This window comes from Limnospira indica PCC 8005 (genome assembly GCF_000973065.1).
Lineage (GTDB): Bacteria > Cyanobacteriota > Cyanobacteriia > Cyanobacteriales > Microcoleaceae > Limnospira > Limnospira fusiformis.
The window spans coordinates 827,903-849,934 of record NZ_FO818640.1 but is presented as its reverse complement, the minus strand read 5'-3'; the positions used below and the strand labels follow the sequence as shown (position 1 = coordinate 849,934).

General features: G+C 46.4%; 15 protein-coding genes and 2 pseudogenes. 8 read left to right on the top strand and 9 right to left on the bottom strand.

Annotated features, from left to right (window positions below; genetic code table 11):
- Positions 1-613: 613 nt before the first annotated feature.
- The 5 genes from XZ46_RS03615 (at position 614) to XZ46_RS03595 (ending at position 7,636) form a co-directional block, all read left to right on the top strand.
- A complete protein-coding gene (locus XZ46_RS03615; protein ID WP_008057189.1) occupies positions 614-1,426 on the top strand; it encodes an inositol monophosphatase family protein in 813 nt (270 codons plus the stop codon).
- Between the two features lie 296 nt (positions 1,427-1,722).
- Positions 1,723-2,634, top strand: coding sequence for a J domain-containing protein (locus tag XZ46_RS03610; protein WP_008057190.1), 912 nt, complete (start codon positions 1,723-1,725; stop codon positions 2,632-2,634).
- A 92-nt stretch (positions 2,635-2,726) separates the two neighbouring features.
- The gene (locus tag XZ46_RS03605) at positions 2,727-3,962 is read left to right on the top strand and encodes an ATP phosphoribosyltransferase regulatory subunit (protein ID WP_008057191.1); all 1,236 of its coding nucleotides are present in this window, start codon (positions 2,727-2,729) and stop codon (positions 3,960-3,962) included.
- 180 nt (positions 3,963-4,142) lie between these two features.
- Positions 4,143-6,119, top strand: coding sequence for a hypothetical protein (locus tag XZ46_RS03600; protein WP_008057193.1), 1,977 nt, complete (start codon positions 4,143-4,145; stop codon positions 6,117-6,119).
- A 278-nt stretch (positions 6,120-6,397) separates the two neighbouring features.
- Positions 6,398-7,636: an LL-diaminopimelate aminotransferase gene (locus XZ46_RS03595; RefSeq protein ID WP_008057195.1), complete on the top strand. Its 1,239-nt coding sequence runs from the start codon at positions 6,398-6,400 to the stop codon at positions 7,634-7,636.
- Between the two features lie 105 nt (positions 7,637-7,741).
- On the opposite strand, the pseudogene infB reads toward XZ46_RS03595, so the two are convergent.
- From infB to XZ46_RS03550, 9 genes and pseudogenes are all read right to left on the bottom strand, one after another.
- Positions 7,742-10,889 (bottom strand): annotated as a pseudogene (gene infB, locus XZ46_RS03590) (translation initiation factor IF-2).
- 265 nt (positions 10,890-11,154) lie between these two features.
- The gene (locus tag XZ46_RS31570; RefSeq protein ID WP_230428085.1) at positions 11,155-12,264 is read right to left on the bottom strand and encodes an RNA-guided endonuclease InsQ/TnpB family protein; all 1,110 of its coding nucleotides are present in this window, start codon (positions 12,262-12,264) and stop codon (positions 11,155-11,157) included.
- Positions 12,176-12,835 (bottom strand): annotated as a pseudogene (locus XZ46_RS31565) (IS607 family transposase). The gene XZ46_RS31570 and the pseudogene XZ46_RS31565 overlap by 89 nt, the downstream one beginning before the upstream one ends.
- A 1,034-nt stretch (positions 12,836-13,869) precedes the next feature.
- The gene (locus XZ46_RS03575) at positions 13,870-14,136 is read right to left on the bottom strand and encodes a YlxR family protein (RefSeq protein WP_006621525.1); all 267 of its coding nucleotides are present in this window, start codon (positions 14,134-14,136) and stop codon (positions 13,870-13,872) included.
- Positions 14,137-14,156: 20 nt separating this feature from the next.
- The gene (locus tag XZ46_RS03570) at positions 14,157-15,266 is read right to left on the bottom strand and encodes an RNA-guided endonuclease InsQ/TnpB family protein (RefSeq protein ID WP_230428084.1); all 1,110 of its coding nucleotides are present in this window, start codon (positions 15,264-15,266) and stop codon (positions 14,157-14,159) included.
- Positions 15,229-15,837, bottom strand: a complete 609-nt coding sequence (locus XZ46_RS28105) for an IS607 family transposase (protein WP_071829301.1) — start codon at positions 15,835-15,837, stop codon at positions 15,229-15,231. Before XZ46_RS28105 ends, XZ46_RS03570 begins: the two co-directional genes overlap by 38 nt.
- 104 nt (positions 15,838-15,941) lie before the next feature.
- Positions 15,942-17,189, bottom strand: a complete 1,248-nt coding sequence (nusA, locus tag XZ46_RS03560) for a transcription termination factor NusA (RefSeq protein ID WP_006621527.1) — start codon at positions 17,187-17,189, stop codon at positions 15,942-15,944.
- A gap of 66 nt (positions 17,190-17,255) precedes the next feature.
- Complete coding sequence (rimP, locus tag XZ46_RS03555; protein WP_006621528.1) at positions 17,256-17,717, bottom strand: ribosome maturation factor RimP; 462 nt, start codon at positions 17,715-17,717, stop codon at positions 17,256-17,258.
- Between the two features lie 315 nt (positions 17,718-18,032).
- Complete coding sequence (locus XZ46_RS03550; protein ID WP_048895362.1) at positions 18,033-19,487, bottom strand: hypothetical protein; 1,455 nt, start codon at positions 19,485-19,487, stop codon at positions 18,033-18,035.
- Between the two features lie 86 nt (positions 19,488-19,573).
- Between XZ46_RS03550 and XZ46_RS03545 the strand changes: the two genes are divergently transcribed.
- The 3 genes from XZ46_RS03545 to XZ46_RS03535 all read left to right on the top strand — a co-directional run bounded on the left by XZ46_RS03545 (position 19,574) and on the right by XZ46_RS03535 (position 21,977).
- Complete coding sequence (locus XZ46_RS03545; RefSeq protein WP_006621530.1) at positions 19,574-20,566, top strand: glycosyltransferase family 2 protein; 993 nt, start codon at positions 19,574-19,576, stop codon at positions 20,564-20,566.
- 359 nt (positions 20,567-20,925) lie between these two features.
- Positions 20,926-21,276: a 30S ribosomal protein S6 gene (gene rpsF / locus XZ46_RS03540; RefSeq protein ID WP_006670624.1), complete on the top strand. Its 351-nt coding sequence runs from the start codon at positions 20,926-20,928 to the stop codon at positions 21,274-21,276.
- A 146-nt stretch (positions 21,277-21,422) separates the two neighbouring features.
- Positions 21,423-21,977 (top strand): Npun_F5560 family protein, encoded by a 555-nt coding sequence (locus tag XZ46_RS03535; RefSeq protein WP_006621535.1) that lies wholly within the window; start codon positions 21,423-21,425, stop codon positions 21,975-21,977.
- Positions 21,978-22,032 lie beyond the last annotated feature (55 nt).

Sequence of the window (22,032 nt, the reverse complement as noted above, 5' to 3'; positions counted from 1 at the left end):
TCAATTTCAGATTCCCCATTTGACACTCCCCGCTCTGAAGAGACGGGGATTCTTGGCTCACCGAGACCACTTAAACTAGATTCCTTGCGTCGTCTAGCCCAGAGGTGGGACTCTCCCCAAGCGTTACTTTCGGTATGCCCTACCGTAGTTGCATTTCTGCCAATCCTGTTTAGATTGAAGCAAATATACCTCAAAAACTGATTTGTCTAGTTCCTGTGAATCTTTTACCTGCTCGAAGGAGGAAGCTAGAACAATGCAGCCAAACCCCATAGATTCAATGGTCAAGGTTCAGTGTACGCCTTTCGGCCACAAGGTTTTTTAAGTGGTTGGTTACCTTTATCCACGCTCAATCGGTGTAGCATTTATCTAGTAAGCGTGTAAAGTCAAACAGCGATGTTGTTCGAGAGTTGATCAGGTCTTGGGCTGACGGGCACTAAAGTACCCGTGTCGCCTTTCATCCTTGCTCTCTTGAGACAAGGTTTTCATGATCCAGTGCTGTTCGTATAATCAAAACTTGTCCCCAGACACAGGCTTTCCCTACTATGGGAATTATGATTGATTAATCGGGTTATGGTGTTATCTGTGAGCTGAAACTGATGGAATTTTTGCCAAAATGACTCAAGAACCATTACAAACATTTTTGGATGTGGCTACCCTAGCAGCAACTGCGGGGGGTACAGTCTTAAAGTATTACTGGGGTAATTTACAAGATATTCAAGAGAAAGGACGCTCAGGAGATTTAGTCACAGAAGCCGATAAAGCCTCAGAAGCGGCAATTTTGGAGGTTCTCAAGCGCCATGTTCCCGGTCATGGTATCCTTACGGAAGAGTCTGGTAGTTTAGGGGATACTAGCAGTCGCTATTTGTGGGCGATCGACCCCCTCGATGGTACCACTAACTATGCTCATCAGTATCCAGCATTTGCTACCTCGATCGCTCTTTTGATTGATGGAGTCCCCCAGGTCGGTGCGGTATATAATCCCTTTCATGATGAATTATTCCAGGGTGCGACTGGTCATGGTGCTACCTGTAACGGTACACCGATCAAGGTCTCTCAAACCAATTCACTAGATCAAAGTCTATTGGTGACAGGGTTTGCTTATGACCGTCGCGAAACCCCCGATAATAATTATGCGGAATTTTGTTATCTGACTCACCTCACTCAGGGAGTCAGGCGTGGTGGGTCGGCTTCTGTAGATTTAGCCTATGTCGCCTGCGGACGTTTAGATGGTTATTGGGAGAGAGGACTATCTCCCTGGGACTTGGCGGCGGGGGTGGTCTTAGTCCAAGAAGCTGGGGGAAAGGTGACAGCCTATGATGAGAGTCCTTTTGAAATTAAATCTGGGCGAATTTTAGCTACCAATGGTTTCCTACATTCTAGCCTTAGTAAAGCCCTGTTAGAAACACCCCCCTTATCTTCCTGGTAGCCTCTGACTCCCACAGCAGAATCACCAATCAGTCAGAAAATATGTCAAAATAAGATTGAGTAGCAGTTGAGCTTGAGTAAATTGCGGTCAGACGTACACACAGATACCGCGATCCGGTTATCTCTGTGGGCTTAACTAGCTAATCATCCGTAATTGTGCCAGGCTTAACTGTTATGCTTTGGGGTTGGAGGTTATTGGAATATCCTCGATATGGTTGCATCTAGTTATAATCCCATGAATATCACTGAAAATCAGAATTTAACTTGGCATTTCTGAGATACCAAAAGGCGAATACTATGTCATTTCAAATAAATCAAGGATTATTCCAGCTTGGAATTACGGATAATTATGCTATTTTAGGTGTTAAAATCGACTCTGATTTTAATGCTATTCGTAAACAATATATGAGGATTGCGCGTCGTTTGCATCCAGATACTTCTGCTTTTCAGGAAGCGGAAGAACAAGAAATTGGTAAGGAATTATTGGCGAAATTGGTGAGTCCGGCTTATAACAAGTTTTCTAAGGATGATGAGAAACGAGAATATGAGTTGTTAATCAAAACGATCGCCGATCGCATTAAACAAGACCCCAACAGTATTCAAATCTCCACAGAATCAGCTAAAGAACTACAGACCATAGGTGATTTTAATCAAGCATATGAAACCAGTTTACAAGAATTGGTCGAAAAACAGTATGAATCGCCGAAACAAGCCCTGGCTAGAATTGGGGAAATTAGCGAACTGAATTTAGTGTATTTAATGCGATCGCGCCCAGGTAATGCAGCCGCTACACCTACGCCGCCACCTCCGATCGCAGCCACCACTAATTCAGAGGAAGCGCCGCCACCCCGACCAGCGAAAACATCTTTTGTGGATAAGGCTTGCGATCGCGCGGTCCAGTTAATGCAAACTAGCAACTATGCTAAAGCTATTCTGGAACTAAAAGACGCGGTAAAACGGGAACCATCACACCCCCGTTGTCATGGTCTATTAGGGTTGATTTATGTGAAACAAAATCAGCCTAAATTAGGTACACCCCATATTAAAAAAGCCCTAAGTATTGATCCCAATCAGCCGGAAGCGATCGAAGCCCAACAACTAATTCAGAAAACCGCTACCACCTCTAGTGTCAAAGGTAAAAGCAAAAAGTCAGGTTCAGGAAGCGGCGGTTTATTAGGGCGACTATTTGGCGGGAGTAAGAAAAAATAAATGCCACCATGGTGAACAAATCGACTCAATTGGAGGTAAGCTGTAATAATCTGTAAGCCGTCCCCTAATTTTGTACTACTTTTTTTAATCCCATGATTCATCAACCGCCACCGGGTGCGCGAGATCTACTTCCTCTCGATGTAGCCCAAAAAATTTGGATTGAACGCCGACTACAGCAAGTATTCCACGGCTGGGGCTATCATCGCATTATCACCTCTACCCTGGAAAGGCTTGATACCCTTATGGCTGGGGGGGCGGTACAACGTTCAACAGTCATACAATTACAAGATGCAGAAAATGAAGGTTTGGGACTGCGCCCGGAATTAACCGCTTCTATTGCTAGGGCGGCGGTTTCTCGCATGGCGGGGAATGACCACTGGCCGCAACGTCTGTACTACAATGCTAATATCTTCCGCAAGGGTGGAGAGACGGGACATGGTACACAGTTAGAATTTTATCAGGCGGGAGTAGAATTACTTGGGGCTGATGGGGTCCGCGCTGACTCGGAAGTTTTACTACTGCTATGGGACTGTTTGCGATCGCTAAACTTACAAAACCCACAGTTTATCCTAGGGGAAGCTGGATTAACGCGATCGCTTTTATCTCCCTTTCCGCCACCCTTACGCGATCAGGTTCGACAAGCGATCGCTAATCTCGATAGAATTACTCTGGAAACCCTTTCCATGTCGCCAGAATTGCGACAACGGGCTTTATTCCTCTTTGACTTGCGCGGTCGTCCTGAAGACGTTTTAGCCAAGGTTTCCCAACTAGACCTAGACCACAGCCAAAGATCTGCCCTCAACAACCTAAAATCCTTAATTGATGGTCTCAATCAATATCAGAAATTGCGACCAGATACTCTATCTCCTATGTCTATCACCCTAGATCTCAGTCTGATTCAGACTTTTGACTACTACACAGGCATTGTCTTTATTGTAGTCAGTGATAGTCATTCGGGTTCACGGGTATTAGGTCGCGGCGGACGTTATGACCAGCTTTTAGGACTTTATCATCCCCAGGGAGAAACTAAACCCAGTATTGGCTTTTCCCTCACCATTGAGGAACTGCATCAGGTATTATTAGACATGGGAGAGCTTCCCTCTGATATTCCCTCCGGTGATTGTTTGGTGGTTCCCAAAACCCCCCAAGCTGAAGCCGCCGCCTTTGCTTATGCACAAGATTTGCGTCAGTCCCCCGATGCACAGGTACAAATGGAATTGAGTATTTCCGATGATTTACTCGCCCTCCGAGAGTCCGCCCGTCGCCGGGGAATTACCCAAATAGCTTGGGTAGATGAACAAGGTAATCCTACCTTAGAAGCCATCTAATTTCAGTTTACATGACACCCACAATTAATAATTAATAATTAATAATTAATAATTAATAATTAATGACCGGGTGGGGCGGGTTTATTCATCTGGTCGTGGGGAATTGAGAGTTGACAGCAGAACCCGCCCCGACAATTGTCAATTATCCATTAACCGTCATATTTTCAGGTATTAGTTGTTATGCTGACACCAAACAGTTATCCTCTGAATCGTCGCCATTTTCTGGGTTCGATCGCTTTAGTAACTTTGGGTTTGCTGACTAAAGATTTAATTAATCCACTGAGTGTTCAAGCGGATAGCCAAGGATTAGGCAAAGGCAACATTTCCTTAGAAACTTATCATATTTTTGTTCCTTATACCATCGCTCGAAATGGGGGAAAGCAGATAGTTACTCTGCGATCGGGAAATGACTTGTCGGTGAAAATTCCCGCCCAGATTGAAGATAACCAAGAGATGACTATCAAGGGGGGCGGTTTTGAGGGTAAAGATATTACGCTTGTGTTGCATACTTTGTATGACAAAAAAACTCGAATAGACGATAAAATTTATCAAGAAATTGGCCAAAATATCAAATTTATTCGGCCCGGCTCAAGCCGATCAAAATGTAAGTCAGTATATGAGCAAATTGAGGATGGTGAGTACGTTAAGGATCTGAGCGCTTTAAATTTGTTGGATTATGCGATCGCTTCTTCTAAGCTGGACAGCACCATTCAGGCTCGCTATCAACTTGCTAGTACCAATTCCCGTTTAGTGGGACTTCAGCAAGCCATTGACTCTACTTTAAACGAGTCTACACTCAGTCCAGAAGAGCAGAAAATAATTAAAGGAACTTTTGCTTATGTGCGTGCTAATGAACCATGTCCTGACTTTAACGCTCTCACGGCTTTAGATGCAATTGTGGTGGGTTCAGATTTGCCACCAGAAATTCAGGTAACTTACTCTTTAGCAAGTGCCAAATCAAGGGCTTTAACCGTTGATCTGATTTTAGTCAACGAGATTTGGCAAAGTCCCCAACTATCCTCAGAAACAAAAGAAAATTACCTGTCAATTTATCAGGAGGTACGTGACGGCAATAAGCTGGAAGATACAAGAACCTTAAAAGCCTTAGACTCCTTTATCGCTCAAGCGAATATTCCAGATAATGCTAAAATGGTTTACCAGGCTGCCCGCCAGCAGGATTTAGAAAACATTGTGAGCCAGAACAATTATGATGTGCTTTCACTGGTTAAACCAGCAAAAAACGCTGCCAAAATAGGATCGGCGATCGTCCCGGTATCTGTAAATGCCTTGAGCGCAAGTGGAGTGTCAGCAGGTACGGGGACTCTGATTAGCACGTTATCTGGAGGGGCTGCTACTAATGCGGCGTTAGCTGCTTTGGGTGGTGGTTCTGTGGCTGCTGGAGGTTTGGGAATGCTTGGCGGGTTAGCCGTAGCTACGGGAGGAGCAGCCCTGATCGGAGCGGCGGGAGTTGTCTCGATCGCATTAGTCTCAAAAATGGATGGTGAAGACAAAAAAAATCTGGGAATTGCGATCGGAACAGGCACAATTGCTGGCGCTACAACTATTTTGGGCGCTTGGACTGCAGCCACTGCTTTGGGAGTAGCCGGAAGTTTATCCGGTGCAGCCGCAACTACTGCAATTATGGCGGCTCTGGGTGGAGTTAGTGTGATGACTGGCGGTGCGGCAGCGGTTGCGTTCGGTACAGCATTTTGGGTTTGGTCATCCATGAAAAAGGGCAAGAAACGGGATCAATCAGTGCTTGAGCAGCTAGAAACTCTATCCTACATCTATACTGAAGAAGAAATCCCCAGTCGTATCGGAGAATTTGTGCAAAATCAGGTACAGTCTCAGTATAAATTTACTAATGGTTTTTCTGCTCCTAATATTCCCTTGGATAGGCTATCAAAGGCTTTAGAAAAATGGCTATATCTCAAGGATAACGAAAAAGTTATTGCCCTGATAGATACCAGTGGCTTTATGTCTACCCAAGGAATTGCCTTTACTGATGACAGAATTCTCTGGAACCATCACTATGTTAAGTACCAAGATTTAGAAAAATCCTGGGGAGATTTATTGGAAATGTTACCCCAGGAATCAGATCGGCGTATTTTGACTAAATTTTTGCGAGAAATTAGTAAACAATATGCCTCAGTTTAAGTCTCTATGAATCTCCGTAGTTAACAGCAGGCGATACAGTTAAGATGGTGCGTCAATTATGGGGAGGTGTCTTGACCTCCATATCTGCCAGGTTTGACGCACCCTACAGGTAATTATTTGGGGGTTAAATTAGCCTAAAATAACCGTGAATTATTCGGAGGTGTCTTGACCTGGATATCTTGTCGGTTGGAAGGACCCTAGAAAGACTGTGTTGAAAAATAAGCGATCGCACGTCCCCCCTAGGCGGTAAGCTGTTGGAGAGTGTTTGCACAGTAACGATGACAACTATTAACGATAATTACCTGAAACTCAAAGCTGGCTACCTATTTCCAGAAATCGCCCGGCGGGTTAATACCTTTGCGGAAGCCAACCCCGACGCACAAATAATTAAACTGGGAATTGGTGATGTCACGGAACCTTTACCAGAAGCCTGCCGAACTGCTATGATTAAAGCGGTCGAGGAAATGGGCGATCGCTCTACATTCAAGGGCTATGGACCAGAACAGGGTTATAGCTGGTTGCGCGAAAAAATTGCCCAACATGACTTTCAAGCCAGAGGCGGCGATATTGACGCGGAGGAAATCTTTATCTCTGACGGTTCCAAATGCGACACTGGGAACATTCTGGATATTTTTGGCAAAGATAACACCATTGCCGTCACAGATCCAGTATATCCCGTCTATGTAGATACCAACGTCATGGCAGGAAATACCGGACCCGTGAATGAGCGTGGGGAATATGAGGGGTTGCTATACCTTCCCATTACCGCCGAGAATAATTTTACCGCCGAAATTCCCAGCGATCGCGTCGATTTAATTTATCTGTGTTTTCCCAATAACCCCACAGGCGCTACAGCCACCAAAGAACACCTGAAAAAATGGGTTGATTACGCCCGCGCCAACCGTTCAATTATCCTATTTGATGCCGCCTACGAAGCCTTTATTACCGACCCCAGCTTACCTCACTCCATCTATGAAATTGAAGGCGCTCGTGAATGTGCGATCGAATTCCGTTCCTTCTCCAAAAATGCTGGTTTTACCGGCACTCGTTGCGCCTTCACAGTCGTTCCCAAAACATTAATGGCAAAAACATCCTCCGGGTCTGATGTCGAGCTGTGGAAGCTGTGGAACCGCCGCCAGTCCACCAAATTTAACGGAGTCTCCTACATTATACAACGGGGAGCCGAGGCAGTGTATTCCCCAGCCGGACAATCCCAAATCCAACAACTCGTAGATTTCTACCTAGAAAACGCCCAAATCATTCGCGAAAAATTGACCGCAGCCGGACTCACAGTTTATGGTGGTGTCAACGCCCCCTATGTATGGGTCAAAACCCCCAGCGGTCTATCAAGTTGGGACTTTTTTGATAAATTACTGCAAACCTGTAATGTAGTAGGAACACCAGGTTCCGGTTTTGGTGCAGCCGGGGAGGGATATTTCCGCATTTCAGCCTTTAACAGTCGTCAAAACGTAGAAGCCGCCATGGAACGCATCACAGACAAGTTTAAAGCCCTCTGAAATTAGTTCACAGCAGAAACCCCGGCTTATTAAATAAACCGGGGTAGCCTGCGCCAGACCCTCATTACTGGCGCACCAATAATCTCTAGCTAACCAACAAAGTCCCTAGCGGGAGAGAGTCCGACGCTTAGTGACCATTCGATAGGCTTCAATAGAGTCGCCCTCATTCCAGTCATTGAAATTTTCAGCCGCAATACCACATTCATATCCGGCATTAACTTCCTTCACATCATCTTTAATCCGCTTGAGGGAGTCAAGGAAGCCATCATGGACTGTCTGTCCACCACGATGAACTCGGATTTTGCAGTTACGAATCAGCTTACCAGACTGAACATAACACCCAGCCACACGGGAACGACCCACAGGGAAAATAGCCCGCACTTCCGCTTGACCAAGAGGTTCTTCCACCAATTCCGGTTCTAGCATACCCTCCATCGCTGCTTCAATATCATCGAGGAGGTTATAGATAATGTTGTACTCACGAATATCTACACCCGCGCGGTCAGCCGCTTGGCGTGCGCCACTAGCCGTAGTAGTATTAAAACCAATCAGGACCGCATCACTAGCGGCTGCTAGGTCAATATCAGTTTCTGTCACCTCACCCGGCGCTGCTAACAGCAGTCGCAGTTGTACCTCCTTCTGGGGTAATTTCTTCAGGGCATTAACTATAGCCTCTACAGACCCCTGAACATCAGCTTTCAGAATAATATTGAGGTCTTTAAGTTCTCCCTCCTGAACCCTAGCCGACAAAGCACTGAGGCTAACTCGACCCTGGAGTAAGCGAGACTGTCGAGCTGTATTCGCGCGTTCCGAAGCCAAAGCCGCCGCCTCTTTTTCGCTCTCAAACACCTCAAACTCATCTCCGGCCGCCGGAACATCCCGCAAACCCAAAATCTCAACAGCAAAGGAAGGGCTGGCATTCTCCACCCGTTGACCATGATCATCAATCATAGCCCGAACCTTACCCAGAGCCGAACCTGCTAAGATCACATCTCCTACCCGCAGAGTCCCATTCTGTACTAACAGAGTAGCCACCGGGCCGCGCGCTTTATCTAGGTTAGCCTCAATCACCGTACCCTTAGCCATACGGTTAGGATTAGCATAGAGGTCCTCAACTTCCGCCACTAACAGCAACATCTCTAGGAGAGTGTCGAGATTTCCGCCATTAATAGCACTAACTGGAACCATAATCGTATCACCGCCCCACTCTTCAGGAACTAAACCATATTCCGTCAGTTCCTGCTTAACTCTGTCCGGTTGAGCCGACTCCTTATCCATTTTGTTAATGGCAATTACCATTGGCACACCCGCCGCCTTAGCATGGCTAATAGCCTCCACCGTCTGAGGTCGCACCCCATCATCAGCAGCTACCACCAGAATAGCAATATCAGTAACTCTCGCTCCCCTGGCTCGCATAGCTGTAAAGGCTTCGTGACCAGGAGTATCTAAGAAAACTACCTGTTGAGTCTCGCCGGACTCATTTTGCACATCAACATGATAAGCACCAATATGCTGGGTAATGCCTCCCGCTTCTCCCTGGGCTACCTTAGTTTTGCGAATAGAATCGAGTAGGGTAGTTTTTCCGTGGTCAACGTGACCCATAATCGTTACCACTGGCGGACGGCGTTGGAGATTATCCAAATCTTCCGCATTGAGGATATTATCAGGTTTTTGAGCCGCTGATTTCTGCTCCTCGGTTACCACCGTAACCTCTAATTCTTCACAAACCATCGAAATAGTTTTGAAATCTAGGGTTTCTGTGATATTAACCGCAATACCACGGGAGAACAGACGCTTGATAATTTCGGTTTCCGCAATTGACAGAGCATGGGCGAGTTCCTGAACCGTCATCGGTCCTTGAACCACTAAACGCTCCACCTTTTCTGGTAATGCTGGTGTAGGCGCGCGCCGAGAAGCAGCCGCCCCGCTACCACTACCACCACTACCACCGGAATGGCGAGATGGTGCTGATTTCTTTCGTCCCTGATTAGAGACTGCAGCCAATTTTCCGCTTCCCGAAGCAGTTTTAGCCTTGGGAGGTCGAGCCAAGGATATACTCAGAGCCTCGGACTCGGAGCTATCAGTGGTCAGGCTATCAAAATCATCATCGTCCTCATCGTCAATCAGAGGCTTAATCCGGGGGCGCTTGACCTTGGCTTTACCTGCCTTACCACCCTTTTCATCAATATCATCATCATCATCATCCACAGAACTCGCACGCTTAGGTGAAGTCATGGGTTGAGGCCGCTTCAGCGTTAAACCGCGTTTGGGGCGCTTAGAATCCAATAGACCATCATCTTCAGGTATAGCCCCGATATCGCTATCATCCTCGATGATTTCAGTCGGTTCGGTTTTAATGGCTACGCTTGGTTGTCTCGAAGGTGGTGGTTGCAGTTCCGGCATCGACCTGGCAGGTTTCACCGTAGAAACCCGCTTTTTCACCTCTCTAACCTCTTGGTTATCAGAGGTAACTGGCCGTTTTTTATGTTTGGAAGCTACTGGTTTATCAGCTTTATCAGCTTTATCAGCGCTTTTCTCCACGGGACCGCTCCCGGACTGACTGGGTTTGGGAGTGGGCTTATTCTGTTTTAAAACGGGCTTACGAGACGGTTGCGGAGAATTTACTAGCCGTCGGTACAGGTCTGGCGGGTGGCCCTACTAAAGTGGGCGATTCTTCCTCAGTTGTAACTGAGCTGGTCGAAGTAGTCGATTTAGGCATCTTGGCGATCGCTTTTTCGGGTCTATTAGCCCCGCTGACATCATCAAAGGCTGTGTTAATTCCAGAAGAGGTAACTTCCACAGGGAGTTGGCGGGGGGGTTGGGGGGAATTATTGGGTTTTGGCAATTCGGATATATTGGTTTCGGAACTGACAGATGATTCGGACAAGTTAGGGGGTTTGGGGGGAGTGGCAACGGATGCAGCAGGAGGCTCAGGCTGGGGTGAGTCTGCCGGTGATGGTTGATTTTCTGGTCTGATGAGGTTTGGCCTGCGAATTTCTAAAATCTGTTGTTTTTTCTTGTCCACAGCACCACCAGCATGGGACTGATGGGCTGCATCAGGATTTTCATCAGACCATGCGGAAATGGGATGACTGGCAACGTATTTCTGGATCCGTTCAGCATCTGATTCCGTAATCGTACTGCTATGGCTTTTGACAGAGATATTCAGCCGTTCACAGACGGCTAAGATGTCTTTGTTCTCCAAATTTAACTCTCGTGATAGTTCGTAAATTCTGACTTTGACGTTGTTCATCCACTCTTGCCTCTTCGTACCAACCCGTTTTTAATTATATTGACATTATTTTAGGGGTGTTACCAACTGCGATCGCCTCCACTGGGTTACACTGTACCACTTTTGATCGCGATCGCGATCGGCACTAGATCAACTCACCCTTGTTTACGACAGAAACAGTTTAAGCCTTGAACAGAACATAATCCTAATTAGGCCCGCCCTCATACCCCTATTTGCCACCTGGGAAACTCTTGTTATTGACTTATGCTGTGATCACCTGATACATTTACGCGACATTTATCCGGCTATTGCCTGACAATGCGACGATAGCACTATTACCCGTTAAGGTAACAGAGGCGGTATCCCGCAAAGCTTTTAGAAAGATTCCAAAAGCACCGTTCCAGTCCCTCGGTAGAGTGAACCCACACTCAGGACATCGGAACACTTTTGAGCCACCTAGCTGGGAATGGACATGACCACAGTGAGTACAGGTTTTGCTGGTGTATTCTTCCGTCACATCTACAACTGTGGTTCCAGTTATCTCGGCTTGATGTCTCAGGGTTAGTTTGAATCGATAATGCGCCCATGTCAGCATGGCGCGGGCAGTCTTGGATTTGATTTTCCGCTTGGCTTTGGCAACCATGTTGGAAGTCTCGAAGGTCGGCAGAAAAATTATGCTGTAGTTGTGAGTCAAGTAGTGAGCAATTTGTTTGTGGGCTTCATCAACTAGATTGCGGATTTTGGTTCTCATTCGTTGAGCCGCTTGCCTCATCCGTCGCCTCCTTGAACGACAGGGTTCCTTGGCGATTCGGCTCATCAAATCATCCAAATGTTGACATAGCCTAGTAATGCCTCCAATCTCCCCGGAGCCCAATTCCAGAAACCGAGAGCCATCAAACCCAGTTATGAAAGTTCGGACACCCGGGTCTAATGCAATTACGCCAGTAGCTTCAGTTGGGGTAACGGCAACTGGTTCAGGGAAAATCGCCAACCATCGACCTTTGGTAAACACCAACTGAGTCCCTTGCCCGCAAGTTTTAGGGATAGCTGAGGAAACCATGAAAGTTAATCCTTTCGTGAGTCTTGGATACCAACTCCCTGAAGAGAAATTAGCATTGTTAAACTTGATGGCTTGAGAACTATCCCGACAGCTCCTAAACCTTGCGCCAGGACTGGCTGAAAAGGCGAGATAGGCATCAAAGATAGCATTCTGCCGAATATGGCCGGGTGTTTCTTTGACCCATGCAGGCAAGTCGCTCTGCATCACTTCGTTGCGTAATTTCAGTTTGCTTAGTCGTTTACCACTCCTAGATAATGCAATTGCTTGGTTGTAGCAATACCGACAAGCGGCCAACCATTTGCGCCAGACTTGATTTAGCTCGGGGCTGGGGTAAATCCGGATCTTCTTTGACCTGAGTTTTGTATTTACGCACTCCGTATAATCGGGAACTGAAGCAGTGGAGGATGGCGAGGATGTCCTCAACCATTTCTCGTTCTGGACTGAGACTTGTCTCGTTGAGAACCATGAGTGAGCACCTGTTTTGCTCACAGAGCCATCGAAACAAGTCAAATCCAAACCTTGCCAGTCGGTCTTTATGGGCAATGACAACCATGCGGACATCTCCTGACAAATGATGTCCCAGTCAGGCCAGCATTTTCTTTCCCTTGAAGTTGAGCCCGCCTCCGATTTCTGAGACGACTTCTGCTTCGGGGTAGAGGTTGGACAGTGCGGCCACCTGTCGGTTGAGGTCGGACTGCTGGGCGTGGCTACTAACTCTGGCATAGATAACGACTTTGCGTTTGTCACTGCCTGATTTGGCAGCAGTATATCACTCAACGTTGTATCGTCGTTGCCCAGCGGGGGTTCTGATGGTCTCGATTGAGCCATTTTCGTCCCATCTGCGGAGTGTTCTTTCATGGACTCCAAGGATTTTGGCCGCTTCCTTGGGTTGGACATATCTGGCAATAGGTTTATCCTCAACTATTCTCGGTTATGGTCGAAAGAGAAGTCACCTTCCCCAACTCCACTTCAAAACCGTGCTTGCGAGTTTCCCAGCACACGGCTCCTGATGTAGATACCCTAATTGTCAATAGGAACAGGGCTACTACCCCCCGCTTTGTGACCTCAACTTTGGGAGCTAAATACAACACGTAGTCTTTAAACTCGCTTTCGTCATCAAACTCTTACTTGTCGCGGTCTCTATATCCACACCGTGACTAGTGGGCATATCCTAACCATTACAGTTAGGCATTGGCTTTCAGTCACATCCTTTCCCCTTAAAGGTATACGCTTACACTTTCACTACTCCGCAGGTACATCCTGCCACTTGAGAGCCTAAAAGGGGTTTAAACGTTCCGTTTATACGGGCATTCCATCTTTAGACTTGTCCTCTCCACCGGGGTACTTTTAAAGGTCTGTGTAGGTATTGATAAGATTATCCTACTTTTCCCCTTGCCCATTTGGACGCAGCGTATCAACCTATTTCGCTACCAAACTATTACGATGGTTCAAGTCGGAACATTCAGATTTCCTTAGTCATGGATGGTTGGCAGTGGTCGGATTTTGGGAATAGGTTTTCCCTCACGCCTTCCGTTCCCCGCTTCAGTCTGACGGGTTGTGATTCCTAAAACTGGGGGTGGCTATCGCCGTTACTCTCAACTTCCTGCTATACTAGGTGGGTCACTACTTCCACCGTTCAAACGTTCTGTCTTGACCTTGGGTCTCCTGCCTTGCTTAGATTTCTCCAAGCGTCGGGACATATAAACAGTTATGGGATGGTCAGAGATGCGACTCCCTATATTCCACCAAGGGGTGGAAGTCCCACCATGCGGTGATTTCGGGTATTGCAACCTTATTTCATGCCTGAACGTCTCGCACCTTATTATCTTATTATACCGTATTGCCCTAAAATATTAACCTAATTTGAGATTAAATCATGCTCCTTACTAATTCCAGATTGTGGGTTGATGGCTGTACAATAATTCCAGTTCCTATGCTACACTAGCCACCCGGCTGCGAGTCCGTAGCTAAACGCTGCCACAGGATTTGAAATACTTTTTCCGGCACCGGAGCCCTTAATGCTCGTCCGAGTCGATTTTTCTTCTGAGCAACCATCAGACATTCAGCCGTTTGACAAACATAAGCTGAACGACCCATGCCTTGATCTAATTCTACCTGATGAGATGGATAGACTCTGACCAATCGCCAGAACTCCTGTTTAGCAGCCAGGCGGCGACAGGTAACACACCGCCTAAGATGATCTACCATAATTTAGCATCCTGATACATTTACGCGACATTTATCCGGCTATTGCCTGACAATGCGACGATAGCACTATTACCCGTTAAGGTAACAGAGGCGGTATCCCGCAAAGCTTTTAGAAAGATTCCAAAAGCACCGTTCCAGTCCCTGGGTAGAGTGAACCCACACTCCGGACATCGGAACACTTTTGAGCCACCTAGCTGGGAATGCATCTGACCACAGTGAGTACAGGTTTTGCTGGTGTATTCTTCGGTCACATCTACAACTGTGGTTCCAGTTATCTCGGCTTGATGTCTCAGGGTTAGTTTGAATCGATAATGCGCCCATGTCAGCATGGCGCGGGCAGTCTTGGATTTGATTTTTCGCTTGGCTTTGGCAACCATGTTGGAAGTCTCGAAGGTGGGCAGAAAAATTATGCTGTAGTCATTAGTCAAGTAATGAGCAATTTGCTTGTGGACCTCATCCACTAAATTCCGGATTTTAGTTCTCATTCGTTGAGCCGCTTGCCTCATCCGGCGTCGCCGTGAACGATTAAGTTCCTTGGCGATTCTGCTCATTAAATCATCCAAATGTTGACATAACCGAGTAATGCGTCCCATATCTCCGGAGCCCAATTCCAGAAATCGTGAACCATCAAACCCGGTCATAAAAGTTCGGACGCCCGGAGCTAATGCAATCACGCCAGTAGCGTCAGTCGGAGTGATGGCCACAGGTTCAGGAAACACCGCAAACCACCGCCCCTTGGCCAAGACTAATTGAGTCCCTTGAACACAAGTTTTAGGGATAGCTGAGGAAACCATGAAAGTTAATCCTTTCGTGAGTCTTGGATACCAACTCCCTGAAGAGAAATTAGCATCGTTAAACTTGATGGCTTGAGAACTATCCCGACAGCTCCTAAACCTTGCGCCAGGACTGGCTGAAAAGGCGAGATAGGCATCAAAGATAGCATTCTGCCGAATATGGCAGGGTGCTTCTTTGACCCATGCAGGCAAGTCGCTCTGCATCACTTCGTTGCGTAATTTCAGTTTGCTTAGTCGTTTACCACTCCTAGATAATGCAATTGCTTGGTTGTAGCAATACCGACAAGCGGCCAACCATTTACGCCAGACTTGATTTAGCTCCGGGCTGGGGTAAATCCGGATCTTCTTTGACCTGAGTTTTGTATTTACGCACTCCGTATAATCGGGAACTGAAGCAGTGGAGGATGGCGAGGATGTCCTCAACCATTTCTGGTTCTGGACTGAGACTTGTCTCGTTGAGAACCATGAGTGAGCACCTGTTTTGCTCACAGAGCCATCGAAACAAGTCAAATCCCCATATTGCCAATCGGTCTGGGTGGGCAACGACAACCATGCCGACATCTCCTGACAAATGATGTCCCAGTAAGGCCAGCATTTTCTTTCCCTTGAAGTTGAGCCCGCCTCGGATTTCTGAGACGACTTCTGCTTCGGGGTAGAGGTTGGACAGTGCGGCCACCTGTCGGTTGAGGTCGGACTGCTGGGCGCGGCTACTAACTCTGGCATAGATAACGACTTTGCGTTTGTCACTGCCTGATTTGGCAGCAGTATATGACTCAACGTTGTATCGTCGTTGCCCAGCGGGGGTTCTGATAGTCTCGATTGAGCCATTTTCGTCCCATCTGCGGAGTGTTCTTTCATGGACTCGAAGGATTTGGGCGGCTTCCTTGGGTTTGACATATCTGGCAATAGGTTTATCCTCAACCCTTCTCGCTTATTATACCGTATTGCCCTAAAATATTAACCTAATTTGAGATTAAATCATGCTCCTATTTGTAACATCCCCAAAACCCCCTATACCTGAATTTCAGATGTTTCTGTAGCTTCCATATCCAAACTTTCCGCTTCCGATACTTCCGCAGTTAGTTGTCCCTGAAACCTTCTAGCCTCCATTTCATCTTCCGCCGCCGCATCATACTTAGCAGCATCTTTAATATCAATTTTCCAACCCGTCAAACGTGCAGCCAATCGGACATTCTGCCCTTCCTTACCAATAGCCAGACTCAATTGGTCTTCCGCTACCAGCACATGGGCTCGACGTTCCTCTGGGTTCACCAGCCGCACTTCATCCACACGAGCCGGACTCAGAGCATTAGCAATATAAATTGACGGGTCAGGAGACCAGCGGATCACATCTATTTTCTCTCCCCGCAGTTCATTAACTACCACCTGAATTCGAGATCCCCGCGCGCCAATACAAGCTCCCACCGGATCAACATCTCTGTCCAAAGTATCAACCGCAATCTTAGTTCGTGGACCCACATGATTCGAGGGTGGGTTGGCTTCTCTAGCCACAGCCACAATTCTCACCACTTCGTCCTCAATTTCTGGCACCTCATTCGCAAACAGGTACACCACTAACCCCGCATCAGACCTAGACACAATCAATTGAGGACCACGCTGGGAACCCTGGGAAACGCGCTTCAGATATACCCGAAAAGTGGCATTAGCCCGATAGTTATCCTTGGGTAATTGTTCTCGTTTGGGTAATTCTGCCTCAACTTCTGGCTGTCCATAAACACTACTTACAGCCATAATCACCGACTGGCGCTCAAATCTCAGTACCCGAGCCTGTAGGACGGTTCCTTCATGTTCGGCGAACTCATCCTGAATCATCTTCCGCTGTTTGTCCCGTAACTTCTGAGCCAAAACCTGTTTGGTTTGAATGGCAGCCATGCGCCCAAACTCATTCTGCTCTGGGGTAACATCTAAAGTTACTGTATCTCCCAATTGAGCTTCTGGGGCGACTTCCTGCACATCCTTCAGGGAAATTTGATGGTCTTGGTTACTGGCTTGTTCCACAATAGTTAGGTTTTTGGCTAAAACCCTAAATCCCTCTTCCTCAACATCGAGTTCTACATCAAAATTATCGAAGTAGTCCTCACTAAATTGGGTGTCAATCTGAACCGTGCGCCTATAGCGTTCATACCCTTTCAGTAAGGCTTCCCGCAGAGCCTCTTCTACCGCCTGTTTCGGTAGGTTGCGCTCCGTGGAAATGCTCTCAATCATATCTTTGAGCCCGGGTAAACTTACCATTGACATAATGATTTGTCCTCGTAATTAGTTAAATACACAAATTGAGATTAGCTTGTTTCCTGAGAGTCGGCTTTATTCCCCCTCCTCTAGCAGGACTTCCGTGATTAAGGAATTGGGGATAGAGATTTGTCGCCCTTTCTGATTGATATGGACTGCCATCTCGTCGCGCCCCACCAATTTTCCACTTTGCTGTTTGTGTCCTTTGTAGGGTTCGGAGGTGGTGACTGTTACCGGAAATCCTTTGAAGGAGATAAAATCGCGATCGCAACTTAGGGACCTCGATACACCGGGACTCGATACTTCCAGAATATAAGCATCGGGAATTACATCTACCGCATCGAGTTGTTCTTCGAGGGCTCGACTCATCCGCTCACAATCTTCTAAACTGGTGTCTTGCTCCAAATTACGGATATCAACCCGCAGTACAGGAGGCTTCTGGTTAGTGTAAAACATTGCCCCCACGACTTCTAACCCCAGAGGCTTGGCGACTGGAGTGGCTAGGTCGATGATTTTGGGAATTAGGGGGTGAACCATAGTCAGATTTGATGTTAAAACGCTACAATTAGGCTCTATTGGGGTTTGTACCTCAGCCTAGGGTTACGGAAACCTGGAGATCATCCTTTACCATAAACCTCACCTGGTAGTAGGGCTATGGAAATGCTGCCACTAAAAAAAGTGGGTGTCACCCACTTGTAGATGAAACTGTATCTCCCACAAGAAGCTGAGGGCTGACCCGCAGCTTAACTTCCTTATCTATTACTCTAGCTCACAATTGAACTATTGGATGATCACCACTCCATAATTCCCTGTGGCTAGGCTATCTAGGAGTGGGGGAGGGGTCTGATCGCCTCAGTCGGACTCGTAAACAATCAATCCCTCTAATTTGCGCCTTTCCTGGATTGAGGCTAGAACTTGCTCGAAGTTTTCTTCGTCCACTCGATGTATATAATTCAGTTTAATTTCTTCTAATAGATCTACCAGTAAATATTCAAACTGCTGCATTTGTTCCCCTTCAATTTCCTGCCATAATACTTTGCCAAAGTCCCGCACCAGTTGCTCTGTTAGTTGGCTTCCCTTCCGGTCCGACATCGCTTTACGGATCGCTTCATAGGCACTATTTGGACCCTCCGTGGCTAATTGGGATAGTTCCCCGATCAGGCGATCGCTTAATTCTTTCGCCAGATTCTCAAATCCTGGTACTTTTTTAAACCTTTCTACCACCGGGGAATTTTTGACTACACTCTCCACATTATAACGAATTAGTGCCTCTATATCTGAATCTAGTTGTGGGATAACCTTATCAACCACTACCTGAATTAATTGATTAGAAATAAATTCGATTTCATTCAGGTTATTAATATTCATATACCGCTGCTGTTGTGATTGAGCGATCGCCTTACCAATATTACCTTCTCTCAGTTGGTCTTGCACTTGATTAATAAATTGGATAATCACCGCTTCCGTTAATTCCTGCGATACCGATGACACTAAACCTCGGCTGGCAAATGCTCTGAGTTTCTCCAACTTAATTAATCCCGTTTGGTCTAAACGAATAGTTACCGGAATAATCCTTAATAATCTTGCCGTTGGCAGCGGAACAAACATTAAGATATCGTACCAACGCCAGAGCATCGCATCTAGCCAAGTCACCGTGTTAAATTTACTGCTGACTACCCTAGTCCGAATCAGAAATTCCACTAAAAAGAAGATCACAAACGGAAAATCAATTCTCCAGAAATCGTTGACAAAGTTACCGGTTTCTGATAAACTTCGAAAATAATTAGCCTCCATGAACGGCTTGATCTCACTCTTAAACCAGCCTATCTCCTGTGGAAATCCATGATCGGCTAAATATTCAACAGTCCAAAAAGTAGAGAATGCTTGCTTAGAAGAATCGTCCGGGTTGGGAGCGCGATCGCGCATTCGATTTTTAATAGTCTCTAAAGCACCACTTTGATTGGCGATCGCAAAAGGGTTAGTATCAACCATTTCTATACTTTGCTGTCGCAGACTCGTCAGAATCACCTCTACTTCCGGTGATTGTAGTCCCGTCTCCACCACCTGGTTATTAAGAGCTTCTACAGTTTCTATATATCTGACCGTGTCCCGGTGGGGTTCAATCCCCATAATCGGATCATACAGTTCCGTTAACTCTCGAAAATAACGGAAATAAAAGTCGCGCCAGGGTATATAACTAATATTAAATAAAACTAGGGCATAGTTGACAACCGCTATCATTGACAGACCTCGTTCGATCCACAGACCGACCGGGTGGTTTTTATTAATCGCTCTCGGTTTTTTCATAGTCATAGACTCAATCGGTTCTGTTGACAACAACTCACTCTAGTTAAAATTTCAGTAATTGACGAATTGATTTTATTGATAATCTCATGTCTGAATCTTATCCCCGTATCAGTGTTGTGATCCCAGCTTACAACTGTGAACAGTATATTGCCGAAGCCATTGATAGTGTACTGGCTCAAACTGAGACTGATTATGAAATCATAGTTGTTGATGATGGTTCTCAAGACCAGACTCGCTCAGTAGTAGCCAACTATGACAGCCAAGTTCGCTATGTTTATCAGGATAATCAAGGGGTTTCCGTGGCGCGAAATCATGGTCTGAGTTTGGCTAGGGGTGAGTTTATCACTTTTCTCGATGCCGATGATTACTTTTTTCCCGATACCCTCCAAAGCCAACTCGCTGTATTTGATGCTGACCCCGAATTGGCGATCGTCCATAGTGGTTGGCGCAGGGTTAACCAAACTGGCGAAATGCTGATCGATGTTCAGCCTTGGGAAATGGTCGCTGAGTTGAATTTAGAGAATTGGTTGCGCTGGAAGCCTTTGGGGACTATGGGAACTTTGATGTTCCGCCGCCAGGCTTTGGATACCGTCGGAGGGTTTGAACCTGGGTTGGCTCATGCGGAGGATGTCGATTTGATTTTGCGTTTGGCCTCCAGCGGGTATCGCAGCGCTTGGCTGAAGCGATCGACTGTGTGCTATCGTCAGCACGATCGCAATACTATGCGAGATGGTATCTCTCAAGCCAAGTCTATTAATTATGTCCTCGATAAATTTTTTAATTTGCCAGATATACCCTTGGAAATTCAAGTAATTGAGGACTGGGTTCGCTATAGTACCTTGGTCTGGAGTTCCTGGTATTTATACCATACTGGGTTCAATACTGAGATGGTCGAATATTTACAGCGCTCATGGTCTTATAGTCCTTTTCTACCTATTGAAACCGTCATTAATTGGGTCGAAAGTTTTACTCAGTATTCAGAAAGTGTCGATGCTATTTTCGATGTCGATCATTTATCTACATCTCCTGAGTGGCAAAACTTATTAAAATGGGTCATGAGTAGTCTCCAATACCCCTAGACCCTATCTCGTCCTCGGAAATTATGTTAAGTTTTGTAAAACTTGTCAAAAAGTCCCCCCAGCCCTCCCAGCCGGGGGGTTGCTTTTACGGTTGACTTATGCTATTGTCTTAAATAATGGAAACATTTTAAAAAATTTTATTTGGGGTTATAATTCCATTATTTTACAGTATACCCAAATCATACCATTAGTTCCCGGCGCTTGTCAACCCCCGACCGTGATTTGGCTGAACAATTTTAAAAAAATTGAATAAAAAATCAACTTTGCTGTTGATTGTATTGTGCAGGGAACTAATGTAGAATGTATAGATCCTTGCTTCTGGGTAGAAGCCTGAATTGTCCATAAGGAGTATCATTAGAATGAAGCCTTTTATTTACGAAACCATGTATATCCTGCGCTCTGACTTAAATGAGGAGCAGCTAGAGGCGGCGCGAGCCAAATATCAAGACATCCTGCGGGAACATGGCGCACAAAATCTTGAGGTGCAAAATTTGGGTAAGCGTCGTTTAGCTTATGATATCGACAAGTATCGCGAAGGCATTTACATCCAGATGAACTATGAAGGTGGCGACAGCGACCAGATTAAAGTCATGGAAAGAGCCATGCGTATAGGTGGGGATGTAATTCGTTATCTGACGATTAAACAAGATGTCACCCCATCTGCTGTCCAAGTCGAAGCCGAACCAGAAGCCGAACCCCAAGAGGTGTAAAGCTCAAGTCAGGTCAGGAGTTGGTGACGGTTAGCCGTGCCAATTCGCGACCCGGGGATACTCCTTTTGTCTCTCTCTTGCCGATTGGGTGGAATTGGGAGTATTTTAGGGGGCATATTGGAAGTTTATAGGAGCCATTGGTTATCATGAGCCAGAAAAATAATCCCAACTCCCAGGAACTCACAGCAGAAGTCGCGCGGCTGAGTGAAGAGTTAAAAATGCGAGATCAACTGGTGCAGCAGTTATCTCAAGAATTATTCCGTCTGGTGAAGGGAAATGCTAATTTAGCGCCAGATCCAGAAATGGCCGAGCGACACCAGGCTCAGATGAAGTCCTTGCGGGAACAACTCCAGCAAGTAGAGGAACAGGTTAAGTTTTATCAAGACCAGATCAATGAGCGGGATCTGGAAGTTTACCAACTTAGACAGTCTGTCCAGGAGTTAACCGATCGCTCTCGAATGCTGGAACAGGTAGTTCAAGAATTACCTGGAGTCTACCGCCAGAAGTTTTCAGAACGCCTCGAAGAGGTCATGGAAAGGGTGGAAAAACTGCAACGGGAAAATCGGCAACTGCACGCAGAACTACAAAGTGTTACCTATCGTCTGGCTCAAAAGAGTCGCCGTCCCGGCAATTTAGATCTGCCAACTTTTCAGCCAGGAACTCAGACTGTAATCGAGTTTCCTAGTTTAGGGAAGGCATGATTTTTTCCTGAGTCAGGGTCAAACCTCGTCAAACTTAGGGGTCGGTTCTAGGGAG

Excerpts from the sequence above, each read along its gene's own strand:
- XZ46_RS03615 (WP_008057189.1), top strand. The coding sequence starts at position 614 with ATGACTCAAGAACCATTACAAACATTTTTGGATGTGGCTACCCTAGCA.
- XZ46_RS03610 (WP_008057190.1), top strand. The coding sequence starts at position 1,723 with ATGTCATTTCAAATAAATCAAGGATTATTCCAGCTTGGAATTACGGAT.
- XZ46_RS03605 (WP_008057191.1), top strand. The coding sequence starts at position 2,727 with ATGATTCATCAACCGCCACCGGGTGCGCGAGATCTACTTCCTCTCGAT.
- XZ46_RS03600 (WP_008057193.1), top strand. The coding sequence starts at position 4,143 with ATGCTGACACCAAACAGTTATCCTCTGAATCGTCGCCATTTTCTGGGT.
- XZ46_RS03595 (WP_008057195.1), top strand. The coding sequence starts at position 6,398 with ATGACAACTATTAACGATAATTACCTGAAACTCAAAGCTGGCTACCTA.
- XZ46_RS03575 (WP_006621525.1), bottom strand. The coding sequence starts at position 14,136 with ATGGTAGATCATCTTAGGCGGTGTGTTACCTGTCGCCGCCTGGCTGCT.
- nusA (WP_006621527.1), bottom strand. The coding sequence starts at position 17,189 with ATGTCAATGGTAAGTTTACCCGGGCTCAAAGATATGATTGAGAGCATT.
- rimP (WP_006621528.1), bottom strand. The coding sequence starts at position 17,717 with ATGGTTCACCCCCTAATTCCCAAAATCATCGACCTAGCCACTCCAGTC.
- XZ46_RS03550 (WP_048895362.1), bottom strand. The coding sequence starts at position 19,487 with ATGAAAAAACCGAGAGCGATTAATAAAAACCACCCGGTCGGTCTGTGG.
- XZ46_RS03545 (WP_006621530.1), top strand. The coding sequence starts at position 19,574 with ATGTCTGAATCTTATCCCCGTATCAGTGTTGTGATCCCAGCTTACAAC.
- rpsF (WP_006670624.1), top strand. The coding sequence starts at position 20,926 with ATGAAGCCTTTTATTTACGAAACCATGTATATCCTGCGCTCTGACTTA.
- XZ46_RS03535 (WP_006621535.1), top strand. The coding sequence starts at position 21,423 with ATGAGCCAGAAAAATAATCCCAACTCCCAGGAACTCACAGCAGAAGTC.